This is a genomic window from Neorhizobium sp. BT27B, assembly GCF_050455485.1.
GTDB lineage: Bacteria > Pseudomonadota > Alphaproteobacteria > Rhizobiales > Rhizobiaceae > Neorhizobium.
This window is the reverse complement of the sequence record NZ_JBCIYT010000002.1, coordinates 99,594-114,466: the sequence shown is the minus strand read 5'-3', so window position 1 is coordinate 114,466 and position 14,873 is coordinate 99,594. Positions and strand designations below refer to the sequence as shown.

Sequence of the window (14,873 nt, the reverse complement as noted above, 5' to 3'; positions counted from 1 at the left end):
AATTTGCCCAAGAAGCTTCAATTTTCCCCGATAGCGGCAATCCGCAAATCCTAATTTGAGTTAATTCCTCAACTTATATGCAGTAAATGGGGCGTTAAGGGGTGCAAATGCGTAAGCATTCGAAGTTTTTGAACATGGGCATGAAGGCCTCGGCCGCGGCAATCGCGATCATGGCGGCGTGGCCGGCTGCATCACAGGATGCAACGCAGTTGCAGACCATCGTGGTTGAAGGTCAGGGCAATGGAACGGGCACCGGTCCGGTGAAAGGTTATGTGGCCAAGCAGACAACGGCCGGTTCCAAGACGGATACGCCGTTGAATGAGGTTCCGCAGGCGGTTTCGGTTGTCGGCCGTCAAGAGCTTGAGGACCGAGGCGTTGTGAACAAGGTCGATGAGGCGCTGCGCTACACGGCCGGCGTTGCCACCCAGACGTTTGGCACCGACCCGGATACCGATTGGTATTACATCCGCGGCTTCGATGCGAGCCAGACGGGCGTTTATCTCGACGGTCTCAATCTCTTTGCTTACGGCTTCGGAAACTTCCAGGTCGATCCGTTTATGCTTGAGCGGGTCGACATCCTCAAAGGTCCGGCATCTGTGCTTTACGGTGGCGCCAATGCTGGCGGCATCGTCGACATGGTCCGCAAGCGCCCGACGGATGAGCCCTACTACTACACCGAGGCCGGCATCAACACGAACGGCAACGCCTTTACCGGCTTTGATATTTCCGACAAGGTCGGCGCTAGCGAGACGATGACCTATCGCTTGACCGGTAAGATTGCCGGTGGCAACGGTTACACCGATTTCACCAACGATCTACGCGGCTTCATCATGCCGCAGCTGACCATCGCGCCCGATGACGCCACGAAATTCACGATCTGGGCCTATGCTGGCGGCCTCGATCAGGTTCACACGGGCAACGGCTTCCTGCCTTACGAAGGCACGGTCGTCGATCGCCCCGGCGTCGGCAAGATTTCCCGCAAGTTCTTCCCCGGTGAACCGGACCTCGACAAGGGCCGTTATGACCAGCAGATGATCGGCTATGAGTTCGAGCACGAATTCGAAGGCGGCTGGAAGGTCTCCTCGAACGCACGTTATGGCCATCTCGATAAATACGAGCACCTCATCTACCCGTATCTGTGGGCCGGCCCAACCGAGCTGCAGCGCATCGGCTTCACCGGCGATACGTCTGCCGATACGCTGGCCTGGGATAACCGCATCGAGAACGAATTCGACCTCGGCGGCGCAACGCACAAGATCATGGCCGGTGTCGATTATCGCCTCTACAAGATCGATAATGTTCAGAACTCCGTCTTCGGCGCCGGTTTTCCGGCCCAGCCGTACAATGGCAATCTTGATGTCCTGAACCCGAATTACGGTCAGACACAGCCGACGCCCGGCGCGCTCTACAATGAAAACGTCACGATGAATCAGGTGGGCTTCTACGCTCAGGATCAGATTCGCTTCGGCGACGGCTGGCTGGTCACGCTGAACGGCCGCTACGACTATGTCCATACCGACTTTGACAACAAGCTCTCCCCGGCCGGCAGCTTCAAGGAGTCCGACGGCGCCTTGAGCGGCCGCGCAGGTCTGGCCTATGAATTCGACAACGGCGTGACGCCCTATGTCAGCGCCGCAACCTTCTTCAACCCGCTGGTTGGCCGTGGTGCCCAGGGCCCGCTCAAGCCGGAAGAAGGTGAACAGTACGAAGCCGGTATCAAATACGATCCGACCTTCATGGATGCATCGTTCACCGCTTCGGTCTTCCACATCAACAAGAAGAACAATTCGGTATCGATCCCCGTCGCACCGTTTACCGACCAGCTCGGCGAAGTGGAATCGAAGGGCTTCGAGCTTGAAGGCAAGGTCAATATCACTGAAAACTGGAAGCTTCTCGGCTCCTTCAGCTACAATGATGTGGAAGTCACCAGAAACGACCCCAACCCGAACCTCATCGGCAAGACGCCCTATGTCGTGCCGGATTACATGGCCTCGATGTGGGTGGATTACAGCGTGACGGAAGGTGCATTTGAAGGCCTCGGCCTTGGTGCAGGCGTGCGTCACAAGGGCCAGTCCTGGGCTGACGAACTCAATACCTTGCAGGTGCCGGATTCGACCATTTTCGATGCGGCTATCCGCTACAAAAAGGACGGTTGGGCCGCATCGCTTAACGTCACCAACCTGTTTGACAAGACCTATGTGGAATCCTGCCGCACCAACGGCGCATGCGGTTACGGCGACGCCCGCACCATCACTTTCAAGCTGAGCAAGACTTGGTAAGTTGACATTAGCGGAAAGGTTTTGCAGGAAACCGGGGGCGGAAGGAAATCATCCTTCCGCCCCTTTCCGTATCCGATCGGAGTTTTCGCGTGGCCCAGACGTTCCTATCCCTTTCCGGCATCAACTATTCGGCAACCGGCAAGGATATCCTGCACGATATCGACCTGTCGCTGGAGCCGGGCCATGTCTACGGCCTTGTCGGGCCGAATGGATCGGGCAAGAGCACGCTTCTGAAAATCATCGCCCGCCAGATCGGCGCGACCGGCGGCAACATTTTGTGGGACGGCAAGGCCTCGGGCGAATGGGGCACCAGGGCCTTTGCCCGTCACCTCGCCTACATGCCGCAGTTCACGCCGCAGACGGATGGCATGACGGTGCGCGAACTGGTGGCGCTCGGCCGTTTTCCCTGGCACGGCACGCTCGGCCGCTTCACCGATGCCGACCGCGCCAAGGTGGATGAAGCGCTGGAGCGCACCGATCTCGTCCGCTTCGAAGACAGACTGGTGGACAGCATGTCCGGCGGTGAACGCCAGCGCGCCTGGATCGCCATGATGCTGGCACAGGATGCCCGCTGCATCCTGCTCGATGAACCAACCTCGGCGCTCGATCTCTCGCATCAGGCAAGCGTCCTGTCGCTGGTCCACGATCTCTGCCATGAACGTGACCTCACGGTGATCGTCGTGCTGCACGATATCAACCTCGCCGCCCGCTACTGTGATCGCATGGTGGCGCTCGGCAATGGCCGTATCGTCGCGCGCGGAAAACCGTCCGATATCGTCCGCGCCGACATGCTGCAGGAAATTTTTGGCATCGACATGGGCGTCTTCATGCATCCGGTTCGCCAGGAGCCGGTCAGCTATCTTCTCTGAGGCGCCTGCAATCGCCGCCCGCATCTGTTTTGCTTTTAACCGAAAGGACTTACGTCCATGATGATGGCTGAACGCTTCACTCTCTCCGGCACCGCCATTCCAGCCGATCCCCAGCGCATGCTGGATGAGATCTGCGAACATTTTGTCGAACATGCCGACGTCGTTCGCCGCGAAGGCGGCGCAAAGCTGATCACCATCATCGGCAATGCCGATATCGACATCGTCGGCAACAAGCTCGCTATCGAAATCGATTGCCCGGCCCAAAAATTCATCGTGTCGGCGCGCAGCATGATCGCCGAACACCTGTTCGAATTCGCCGGTGACGAGCCGCTGGAACTGACCTGGGCGGAAGAACCGAACCCGGATGCGCTGCCGAGTTTTCGCGAGGCGACCGTGGTATCCACTGCCGACATTACCCCGCATATGCGCCGCGTCACCGTCTCCTGCCGCAATGTCGAACAGTTCATCGGCGTCGGCCTGCATGTGCGCCTGCTGATCCCGCAGCATGACGGCGAGCCTGCATGGCCGGGCATGCGCCCGGATGGCCGAGTGGCATGGCCGGATGAAAAGGATATCGCCGTGCGTATCTACACGATCCGCAGCGTCGATCGCGAACGCGGCCAGCTGGATATCGATTTCGTGCTGCATGAAAGCGATGGCGAGCCGATGCCGGGCGCTGAATTCGCCGTTTCCGCCAAGCCGGGTGACGTGATCGGCATCATGGGGCCGGGTGGAGATGGCGTGGCGCATGCCCGCTCGATCATTCTGGCCGGCGACGAGGCGGCCCTGCCCGCCATCTGCCGCATGGTCGCCGAAGCACCAAAAACCTCCGCCATCCGCGCCTTTATCGAGATCGACAATCCGGCGGAAGAACAGGACCTCGTCTCACCGGCCACGCTCGACATCACCTGGCTGCACCGCAATGGCGGCAAGGCCGGCACGATGCGGCTGCTCGAAGCCCGCGTGAAGGAAGCAGCAGAGACGGCACCGGAAGGCACCTATATCTGGGGCGGCTGCGAAAAGACCGAGGCCCGCGCCATCCGCGATTTCCTGAAAAGCCGCGGCCACGACCGCAAGCAGATGAGCATCAGCGCCTATTGGCAGAAGGCGAAAGCCAAGGCCTGATGATATTCAGGGCGGGGCTATCGCATATGAAGAAAGTCCCTCTCTGGCCTGCCGGCCATCTCCCCCACAAGGGGGGAGAAAACTTGCGGCAAACGCCTGCCCCAATTGAGCCACAGCAGAGCGCCCGGGTTAAGCCCCTCCCCCTTGTGGGGGTCCGAAGGACGGGCGAGACTCGTGGCTCGCCCCGGTCAGGTTTGGGGCGGGGTCTTTTATCATACCCGATCTCCCCGCCGCTCAGGACAGGCTGAACACCCCTGCCCTGCCACCGGCACCCGAACCGAAATCCGGCACCTCGTAATCGGCGACAAGTTGCAGACTGTCTTCCGGCAGATGCGCCCGAAAAGGATCGCCGATCAGCACAGCGATCCCGGCCGCAGCGCAGGCCTGCAACCACGGCAGAACCCTTGCCGCCGTCTCGCGGTCGTAAAACAGATCACCAACCAGAACGACATCGACACCCGGCAACGGGCCACCAATCAGGTCACCCTCCGCAATGTCGATCATCACACCGTTCAGCACCGCATTGAGCCGGGTTGCGGCCACGGCGTTGGCATCGATGTCGGCAGCCAACACCTGCCCAGCACCGGCTTTTGCAGCCGCAATACCCACCACGCCGGAACCGCAGCCGAGATCGAGGACACGTCTGCCCCGCACCAACTCCGGCTGATCCAGAACATGCCGCGCCAGAACGGTGCCGCCGGCCCAGCCATAGGCCCAGTAAGGCGGCGCATCCGCATCGCCGATAAGCTGGCTCAAGCCGCTGCCGGGATGGGCGGTGTAGAGAGAAATTTCCGGTATCAGCCGCGCCGGTTCAATCCGCAAATTGTCGCGAATGAACGCTTCCGCAGATGCACTCATGTCAGCGCCGGCCTGACCTCGTTTTCGAAGGATTTCAGCGCCGAAGCGATGGCCTGATGCATGTCGAGATACCGATAGGTGCCGAGCCGCCCGCCGAAAATGACGTTCCTCTCCTCTTGCGCCAGCGCCTTGTAGGCAAGGTATGTGCGTTTGTCTTCGGCCGTGTCGATCGGGTAATAAGGCTCGTCGGCGCGGGTGGCGAAGCGCGAAAACTCCTTCACGATGACGGTTTTTTCCGTCTGGTAATTCCGTTCCGGGTTGAAATGGCGGAATTCTAGAATGCGCGTATAGGGCACATCCTCATCGGCATAGTTCATCACCGCCGTACCCTGAAAATCGCCGACCGGCAGCACCTCTTCGGCAAAATCGACCGTGCGCCATTTCAGCTCGCCGGCGCGGTAATCGAAATAGCGGTCGATCGGGCCGGTATAGACGACCGGAACGCCCTCCGGGACTTCAGATTTCACATCGAAATAGTCGACTCCAAGCCGGGTTTCGATCAGCGGATTACCCAGCATGCGCTCGAAAATCGCCGTATAGCCATCAACCGGCAGACCCTCGTAAGGGTCATTGAAATAGCGGTTGTCAAAAGTATAGCGCACCGGCAGGCGGGTGATGATGCTTTCCGACAATTCGCGCGGATCGGTCTGCCACTGTTTGGCAGTGTAGCCGCGGATAAACGCCTCGTAGAGCGGCCGGCCGATCAGCGAAATCGCCTTTTCCTCGAGGTTCTGCGGCTCGCTGCCGTTCAGTTCGGAGGCCTGTTCAGCAACCAGCGCCCGCGCCTCGTCGGGGCTCATGCGTTTCCCGAAAAACTGGCCGATCGTGCCGAGATTGATCGGCATCGCATAAACCTGGCCCTTGTGGGCGGAAAACACCCGGTGGCGGTAGTCGGTAAACTGGGTGAAGCGGTTGAGATAATCCCACACCGTGCGGTTGGGCGTATGAAAAAGGTGGGCGCCGTATTTGTGCACCTCGATGCCGGTTTCGCGGTCGTTTTCGCTATAGGCATTGCCGCCGATATGACGGCGGCGGTCGATCAGCAACACGCGTTTGCCGAGTTCGTTTGCCACACGTTCGGCAATGGTGGCACCGAAAAATCCGGCGCCGACGATGATGATGTCGTGGTTCGAAAAACTCATGGGGCCCCCGCCGTGACTGCGAGCGACCATAAGGCCGGACATGCCCATGGCAAAGCCGCACTTGGCGCGGAGAAAAATCATGAACAGAAAACCCGCCGCCACTTGCGCGGCGACGGGTCCGAATGTCGTCGGCTCAGCGGAAATCAGCTGAAGACGAAATAATCGTGGTGCTGCTGCAGGGCGGCGATGGTCGATTGCTTGATCAAGATCGAGTTCTGGTCGTTGAACTCGATCAGCACATCGGTGCCCTGCTGCGTCATGTTGAGATCATCGAACGTGGCCGCCCAGTTGCTGTCGATATCGATGTAGTCCGGGCCGCTGGCATCGTTGTTGAAGTTGAACACCGTGTCCTTGCCACCTTCGTAGAGCATCTTTCCGTCACTGGTGGTGCGGAAATAGAAGGTGTCGTTGCCGGCACCGCCATCCAGCGTCTGGCCGTTGGCATAGGCATAAAGGTCGTGGCGTCCGTCCGCATGGGAAATGTCCCGCGACAGGATGGTGCCGCTGGCGCTCATGTGGTCGCTCCACACCTGCCCCGTACCATCCTGCTTGTAGGCGTGGACGATGCGCGAACCATCGGCCTCGATCTCCGAATTGTAGAGAAGCGTGCCCTTGGCATCGTAGGTGCTGATATCCTTCGATCCATCGGCAAAACGCTGTTCCTTGTAGTCGTAGGAACCGTCCTCGTGGAAACGGGCGATCAGCAGAACCTTGCCGGCCGCATCGGTGGACTGATGTTCGGTGACATAGGTCTTGCCGGTGACGTTATAGGCCCAGTTGTCCATCGTGCCGTCGGCATTCAGGATGTTCTGCTTCATCAGCTCGCCGCCGACATAGGTCTTGTTGGTGGCGCTGCCGTCGGTGTGGAGTACATAGTCGGTCAGCATCACGCCGGCCTTGTCATAGGTCGTCGTATGCTTGTCGCCCAGATGGCCGACGTAATTGTAACCGGTGCGGATGCCGTCCGTGTAGCTGGTGGTGAACAGGTCGCCGTCCGGTTCCTTGACCATCTTGGTGATCACGTGGCCACTCGCCACATCATATTTCAGGGTCGTGTTGGTGCCGTCCGCCGCCACCGTCACGTCGTTCTGAAGCCTGCCGACACTGTCGTAATACATGTAATCGCGGCTGCCATCGGTGGAGCGAACCTCCCGGTAATCATAGGTACCGTTCGTGTGCAGCCGCTCGATCAGCAGGATGTTGCCGGCTGCATCGTTCTTCTGATGCACGGTCGCATAGGTCTGCCCGGTGATGTTGTAGGTCCAGTTGTCCAGCGTGCCATCGACATTCTGGGTGTTCACCTTGGTCAGAACGCCACTGACATAGGTCTTGTTCGTCGCGCTGCCATCGGCATTGGCGATATAGTCGGTCAGCATGATGCCGGTTTTGGCATCATAGGTGATGGTCTGTTTCCAGCCCTCATGGCTGGTGGCGACGTAAAGCGTGCGCACGCCGTTGACATAGGTACTGGTGAACAGGTCGCCATCCGGCTCCTTCACCATTTTAGAAATCACGCTGCCGCTGGACGGATCGTATTTGAACGTGGTGTTGGTGCCGTCTGCCGCGACCTGCACGTCGTTCACCACGCGGCCTGCCGTATCGTAATAGAGATACTGCTTGGCACCATCGACGGTGCGGATTTCGCGGTAGTCGTAGGTACCGTCCGCATGCAGCCGCTCGATCAGCGTGACATTGCCGTTGGCATCGCTCTTCTGGTGAATGGTCACATAGGTCTGGCCGGTAATGTTGTAATTCCAGCTGTCATAGGTGCCATCGGCATTCTGGCTGTTCATTTTGGTCAGCACGCCGCCGACATAGGTCTTGTTCGTCGCGCTGCCATCGGCGTTGAGCTTGTAATCCACCAGAATGACGCCGGTCTTGGCGTCATAGGTGATCTGCTGTTTCCAGCCTTCATGGCTGGTGACGGCATACAGCGTGCGCACGCCATTGGTATATTGCGAGGTAAACACGTCGCCATCGGTTTCCTTGACGACCTTGGAAATCACCTGCTCGGTGGCGGGGTTGTAGGTAAACGTCGTGCTGGTGCCGTCAGAGGCCACCTGCACATCCGTCACCAGCTTGCCGGCGGTGTTGTAATAGAAGAACTCCTTGGAACCATCCGCCGCACGCACCTCGCGATATTCATGGGTGCCATCGGCACGCAAGCGCTCGATCAGCGTGATATTGCCGGCCGCATCGTTCTTCTGGTGGATGGTCTCATAGGCCTGACCCTTGATGTTGTAGGACCAGTTGTCATAGGTGCCATCGGCATTCTTGGTGTTGAGCTTCATCAGCACGCCACCGACATAGGTCTTGTTCGAAGCGCTGCCGTCCGACTGCAGCACGTAATCGGTCAGCATCTGGCCGGTCGTGGCATCATAGGTGATCTGCTGTTTCCAGCCCTCATGGCTGGTCACCGCGTAAACGGTCCTCACACCATTGGTATATTGCGTGGTGAAGATATCGCCATCGGCCTCCTTCACCATTTTGGTGATCAGATTGCCGGTGGCCGGATCATAGGTCAGCGTCGTGTTGGTGCCATCGGTGGTCACCGTCACGTCGTTCACCAGTTTTCCGGCGGCGTTGTAATACATGTACTCCTTGGTGCCGTCGGCCGAGCGGATTTCCCGGTAGTTGAACGAACCATCGGCGTTCAGACGTTCCAAAAGCGTGATATTGCCGTTGGTGTCGAACTTCTGGTGGATCGTCGCGTAGTCCTGACCGGTGATGTGGTAATTCCAGGTCTCGTGCGTGCCATCCGTATAATAGTTGATCTTGCTGACCGGAATGCCGCCGTCGATGCCATAATCGGTGGTCAGTGTCAGGTTGCCGGCCGCATCGAATTCCTGAACCTTGGTCCACTGTGCCTCGCCATAGGTGACAGTGAACGAAAAGCCGCCCTGCACCTTGGCCAGCAACGCCCCGTAATTGGCGATCATATAGGCCATGGTCTCGACCGATGAGACGGCAAGCACATTGCCATCCGTCAGCGTCACAGTCTGCAGCCCCTGCGCATCATCGAGCTTGTGCATCTGCGACACGAACTCGGCAGCAGTCATGCTGAGGTCGGCATCGACTGTGGTAACCGGCTCATGCACCGCCTCAGGCGCTCCGACCTCGATGATCAGGGGACTGTCGCTGAGCGGGATCGTGAAGGAGCTGACATTCTGGTAAACCGCGATCGGCGTCAGGCCCTGCATCGGATCATAGACGCGGATGATGCTTTCGGTGCGGCCGAGATTGATCGTCACCGTGGTCGGCGGATTGGTGATATCCGTGTCGGTGATATCGTCAAACACCAGCGCATCGCGCCAGACGACAAGGTCGTAAACGCCGCCGGATTTTTCCATCAGCATGGAATGGGTGTCGGCAGGTGCGCCTGCCAGCGTGTAGTCGACATCGATGATGCCATCGGCCGTGCCGTCATCACCGAAGCCGAGAATGGTGGTGAGATTGTGCAGCGCGATGGCCGCTTCCTTCGGCGTGCCATCCTGTTCGAACAGGCCGAAATAGACTTCCTTCTCGCCGCGATCGCGGCTCGCCTCGTTGTCGAACAGTTCGTAGATATAGGTTTCGGACGCACCGTTCTCATAGGACAGCAGCAGGTCGGAGAGCAGCAGCTTGGCCTGCGCCGTCTCGCTGGTGCCGATACCGGGCTCGCTCTTCAGCGTCGTATGGCCGGTCTCGGTAACGATCAGCCGGTCCCCGACAGAAGCGCCCTTGGCAAGATCCAGCGTGTATTCGACCTGGCTATCCGCATCCTTGCCGGTATGAGTGTAGGTATGGGCATTCGCCGCATCGGAATAGTCACCCAGATCGCCAAGCTTGGCATAATCGGCCAGATTGTCATAGGCGAGGCTGAGATTGATGACGGTGACGCCGTTCAACTCCGGCTCGGCCCGGATTGCCGTATAAAGCGCCTTCTGGAAGGCGATGGCGGCATCGAGCCCGACCATGCCGTTATAGGTAACGCTGTTGACATTGGCCTCGTTGACGCCCTCGACGGCGATAACCGAACCGGGATGTTTGGCCATGAATGCCTTCAGGCCGGTGATATGGCCTTCGATGCCATCGTCGCCCTTGCCCGGCAGCGTATAGGTCACACGGAAATCGAACTGGATGCCGGCATCTGCCATGGCATCGACCACCGGCGAGGCCTTTCCGTGCTCGGCAAAGGAATCCCGCACCTTGTTGACGCCGAGATATTCGAGACTCTCGACGATCAGGCTCGAATTCTTGTAGCCGTCGCTATAGGTGGAACCCTTGGTATTGATACCAATGGAGTTCACGAAGGTTGAGGCACTTACCACTGTACGATTATCCGACATCATTCATCCCCGTTCGGTAATTTAGTGAAACATGAACTTCTGAATCGCCCCTTTTGGGATTGGATTGCATTTTAACGATCTGGAACTGATCGCTTTTCGGACACTTCCGCGTCGCGAAACCGGAAAACGTGCCTCAATGGCACGGAGCATCAGCCGGGGATGCGACAAGGCATCCCACGCGGCGCTGCTCCAAATCTGCCGGCCCAAAGCCGGGACACGATGCCCCCTTGGGGACAATCGCGGCATTCCTCCCTGGTAAATCTGCCGGCAGCGCGAAACTGCGTCCGCTTGCTCTTGCACCGGCTCGGTCGGCCTTGCGCCGCCGAAATCATGCTCCACCCGCTTCGAACGCAGGCGAAAAAAGCTTTACTTCATTGAAATATCTGCTGAAAAATCAATGTTCGTATTCTTTGCGAGTTCCACCACAACAGGTGTCGCTCCAATCTCGAAATGCGCCGCATCGGCAACCGGTTCGGCGGCGCACAGGACCTGCGCCTTGACCGCAGAAGCAGTCGGCATCGACATGTCCGCGCGGATTTCTGCGCGTGTCGTCCATGTTGCCAGTCTCACGTCACTGCCATCATCCATCGCCAGAACAAAAACATCCGGCATCGGGCGGCTCAGGTGAAAAGCCTTGGCATCCTTCACCAGACGGATCACTTCGCGCACCGCGCAAGCCGCCGGCTTGGGTTTGTAATCGTAGTCGAAGAGACCGAAATTGGCCTCCAGATCGTTCTTGTCGCGGCCCTGATCCTTCAACTGATAGACCCAGGCGCCCTTCATCCAGGGCGTGGCGGCCGACCACAACAGGAATTGCGCGATATTATCGGCCTGCGCCCGTTCGTCGATCACGCAGGGCTGCTTGGCTGTCGGCCAGCCGAATTCCGTCACCGAAACCGGTACCTGTTTGCCGTCTTTCCCAGACAGCATTTTCTGCAAGTCTTCCAGCCGGTCCACCAATTCGGTGGCATTGCGTTTGGCCACATCCGGCTCGCAATGATTATACATGTGCACAGATAACCCGGCGGGCGCCACTATGGCAGCATCATTGACAACCGCCTTGGTCCACTGCCAGCCACTGTCCACACCGACCGCACCAACCAGAAGCGGTGCACCGAGCGCAGCTTCCGCAATCGCCGGAACGGCCGCCTTGGCGAGCGCTGCATAATGCATCGCGGCACGCGGATCATCCGGTTTTCCCGGTCCGATTAAAAACGGCAACGAAAAACGCGCCGTCAGGTTCCATTCGTTCCAGATTTCATAAATCGGATCGAACGGCTCTGCCGCAGCGGCTGCCCGCGCCGCAAAATCGGCAAAGGCTTTGCGCCCCGCCTCGGTGATCGGCGGATCGCCGCCCGCCACCTGCGGATTGCCATGGCCGAGGATCAGCAACGGCCGTGCCGCTTTCAGCTTCATGAAATCGAAAAGCTGCTTTGGCTCCGGCCTGCCCTGTTTCGCGCCCGGCTGGTCGAATGCCGGCCAGGCGAGATCATCACGATAGGAGGCGAAGCCCATATCCTTGATGAGCGCGGCGGTCTTTCCCGCCACGTAATTGTATTCACCACCAATGCCGAAATGCACGCCGACGCCGATGACCAGAGGCTCCGGCCGGGCAACGAGATCCGCCCGGTCGAAGGAGGTTGAAGCGCTGTCGGCAGAGAGCGCGACACCCGACTGAAGCATCAGCATGGCTGTAACCGCTATGCAGGCTTTTGCCGTTGTCTTCCGCATCCAGCGCTCCCAAAGGCCGTCAGATCAGCATCAGGCGCATGCCTGATAAACTTATCATCTGGCAAAACTGTGACATTGTCACGAATTTAGCTGTAAAATTCCTTATACCACTCGGCAAAGCGCCGAACGCCATAATCCAGATCGAGTTCAGGCTTGAATTTCGTCAGCGCCACCAGCAGGTCCGGCGATGCAAAAGTGCGCGGAACATCGCCCTTCTGCATCGGCAGCATGTTGCGGATCGCCGGCTTGCCCATGGCCTCCTCGATGGTTTCCACGAAACGCATCAGCTCCACCGGCTGGCCACCACCGATATTTACGACGCGGAAAGGCGCATGCTGCGACAGCGTATCGGTAACGCCTTCGGCAACCACGCGGTTTTCCTCGGAAGGCGGCACGGCCATCAGCCGCACGATGCCCTCGACGAGGTCATCGATATAGGTGAAGTCGCGGCTCATCTTGCCTTCGCCGTAGATATCGATCGGGCGATCGTTGCGGATGGCATCAACGAACTTGAACAGCGCCATGTCCGGCCGGCCCCACGGACCATAAACCGTGAAGAAACGGAAGGCGGTGGTCGGCACCTTGAACAGATGCGCATAGCTGTGCGCCATCAGCTCCATCGACTTCTTGGTCGCGGCATAGATGGTCATCTGCTCGTCGGCCTTGTCGCTTTCGGCAAACGGGATCTTTTCGTTGGCGCCGTAAACGGACGAGGTCGAGGCCAGAAGCAGGTGTTTTGGCTGGATCTGGCGGGCAAGCTCGATGATGTTGAACGAGCCGACGAGATTGGAATCCACGTAGGAACGCGGGTTTTCGAGGCTGTACCGCACGCCGGCCTGGGCGGCGAGATGGACGATCACATCCGGCTCGGCAAGCTCGGCGGCCTTGTCCAGCGCATCCTTGTCTTCCAGCTGCGCGATGACGGCCTTGAAACCGTTCGAGCGCGCCAGGATCTCGTGGCGCTTTTCCTTGAGCTTGGTGTCGTAATATTGCGTCATGCCGTCGAAACCGACGACAAAATGGCCCTCGTCGAGCAGCCGCTTGGCCAGATGGAAACCGATAAAGCCCGCAGTGCCGGTAATGAGATAGCGCATGTTTACCCTTTCGCGCGATGTGGGGTCAAAACGACCCCCACCAGGTTGATCTGGCTGCCGCCGCAATGGGTCGTTTGACGGACAGCTAATACGTACATCAATGGTTCAAGCCCTGTCTACCGCAACGCAGCATAAATCTGCGAGACTGTCACTTTTGGGGAAAGCGGTCATGCCGCCACCCCGATGGTGCGGGAGAACCTGAAGAGGAAGATGGCGCGGGCAATGGCGACAAGGATCGCCGTGGCCAGCGCCGCGATGCCGGTGCCGGCAAACCCGAAGATTTCGATCATGGCAAAGGCCATGCCCACCGACAGGAAGACGCCGAGAAGATTGATCGTGGCGTAGTGATTGTCCTTCTTCATGCTGGTGAGGCCGACATTCAGAAGATCCGAGCAGGAGCGGATGACGGCGGCCAGCAGCAGCATGATGAAGATCGAGCGGTATTCGGTGACATCCTTCATGTCGAGGAAGTGGATAAGGATTTCGCTGGCGACGAAGACGCCGGCGCCCAGCACCACCGAGAGCGCCGCCACCTTGATGAACTGGTTCTTCATGATGCGCTTCCAGTCGGAAGCCGAACCGGCATTATAGGCCTTGAACAGCACCGGTAGCGCCAGTTGCACCACGGCCGTGGTCATCAGCGTCTGCAGCGCATTGGTGAGCGACCAGTAGAAGGTATAAACGCCGGTCAGCGTCAGCCCGAGCATGAAGGAAACGATGTAACGATCGGCATAAACAAGCCCGACAAGGCCGAGGTCGCTGAAATAGATGAACCAGGATTTTTTCAAACGGCCCTTGATCCATTCGCCTTCCAGCGGCGCTTTCGCGATTTCCCGAAGCGGCCATTTGCGGATCAGCCAGTACAGTACCGCAAACACCGCGACATAGCTCAGGATCCAGCTGGCAAACACCGCTTCGAGGCTACGCAGTTCCGGCAACCACAGGCCAAGCCCGACAATGACCGGCACCCACAGCGCCGAGCGGATAAACACCAGAATGTTGGCCTGCAGCGCCATTTCCATGGCGATCATCGGCACATGCAGGTCGAGCGCATAGGTTTCCAGCCAGACCAGCGCGATGATGAGGATATAGATGGCGGTGAGCGGATAACCGGTGGCAAGCGCCAACCCGATGGCGAGCAGCGTCGCCAGCGTCAGCGAGATCGTCGTCACCACCAGCCGCGTCTTGATCTTTGCCGCCGCCGTCACGACCGGCACGCCGACCGCATCGCGGGCAACGAAATAGTTCAGCCCCCAACCGATCAGCGCCGGCATGATGCCAACAGCACCGAGCGTCAGGCCATAGATACCGGCCGCCTCATAGCCCAGATATTTGACGATGTAGAAGGTGAGCAGGAAGCGAAAGACCAGCGTCGAGGCCCGCAGGCCAAGGTTCGCAAAACTGTTCAGCTTCTTCAGAATTCGCATCGATGGGTATGTCCTAAAAG

General features: G+C 58.8%; 9 protein-coding genes. 3 read left to right on the top strand and 6 right to left on the bottom strand.

What is annotated here, in order from left to right; genetic code table 11:
- Nucleotides 1–107 precede the first annotated feature (107 nt).
- The 3 genes from AAIH70_RS05995 to AAIH70_RS05985 all read left to right on the top strand — a co-directional run bounded on the left by AAIH70_RS05995 (nucleotide 108) and on the right by AAIH70_RS05985 (nucleotide 4,273).
- On the top strand, nucleotides 108–2,279 hold the full coding sequence (locus AAIH70_RS05995) for a TonB-dependent siderophore receptor (protein ID WP_132271290.1): 2,172 nt from the start codon (nucleotides 108–110) through the stop codon (nucleotides 2,277–2,279).
- A gap of 89 nt (nucleotides 2,280–2,368) precedes the next feature.
- Nucleotides 2,369–3,148 (top strand): ABC transporter ATP-binding protein, encoded by a 780-nt coding sequence (locus AAIH70_RS05990; RefSeq protein WP_132271289.1) that lies wholly within the window; start codon nucleotides 2,369–2,371, stop codon nucleotides 3,146–3,148.
- A gap of 57 nt (nucleotides 3,149–3,205) precedes the next feature.
- On the top strand, nucleotides 3,206–4,273 hold the full coding sequence (locus AAIH70_RS05985) for a siderophore-interacting protein (RefSeq protein ID WP_245518974.1): 1,068 nt from the start codon (nucleotides 3,206–3,208) through the stop codon (nucleotides 4,271–4,273).
- A 234-nt stretch (nucleotides 4,274–4,507) separates the two neighbouring features.
- Here AAIH70_RS05985 and AAIH70_RS05980 read toward each other — a convergent pair whose 3' ends face one another.
- The 6 genes from AAIH70_RS05980 to AAIH70_RS05955 form a co-directional block, all read right to left on the bottom strand.
- Complete coding sequence (locus AAIH70_RS05980) at nucleotides 4,508–5,131, bottom strand: class I SAM-dependent methyltransferase (protein ID WP_132271288.1); 624 nt, start codon at nucleotides 5,129–5,131, stop codon at nucleotides 4,508–4,510.
- Nucleotides 5,128–6,273: a UDP-galactopyranose mutase gene (gene glf, locus AAIH70_RS05975; protein WP_207908206.1), complete on the bottom strand. Its 1,146-nt coding sequence runs from the start codon at nucleotides 6,271–6,273 to the stop codon at nucleotides 5,128–5,130. The genes AAIH70_RS05980 and glf overlap by 4 nt, the downstream gene beginning before the upstream one ends.
- 143 nt (nucleotides 6,274–6,416) lie before the next feature.
- Nucleotides 6,417–10,583, bottom strand: coding sequence for a hypothetical protein (locus AAIH70_RS05970; RefSeq protein WP_132271287.1), 4,167 nt, complete (start codon nucleotides 10,581–10,583; stop codon nucleotides 6,417–6,419).
- A gap of 384 nt (nucleotides 10,584–10,967) precedes the next feature.
- A complete protein-coding gene (locus tag AAIH70_RS05965; protein ID WP_132271286.1) occupies nucleotides 10,968–12,332 on the bottom strand; it encodes a hypothetical protein in 1,365 nt (454 codons plus the stop codon).
- Nucleotides 12,333–12,418: 86 nt separating this feature from the next.
- A complete protein-coding gene (locus AAIH70_RS05960; RefSeq protein WP_132271285.1) occupies nucleotides 12,419–13,426 on the bottom strand; it encodes an NAD-dependent epimerase in 1,008 nt (335 codons plus the stop codon).
- 167 nt (nucleotides 13,427–13,593) lie between these two features.
- A complete protein-coding gene (locus AAIH70_RS05955; RefSeq protein ID WP_132271284.1) occupies nucleotides 13,594–14,853 on the bottom strand; it encodes a hypothetical protein in 1,260 nt (419 codons plus the stop codon).
- Between the last annotated feature and the right edge of the window lie 20 nt (nucleotides 14,854–14,873).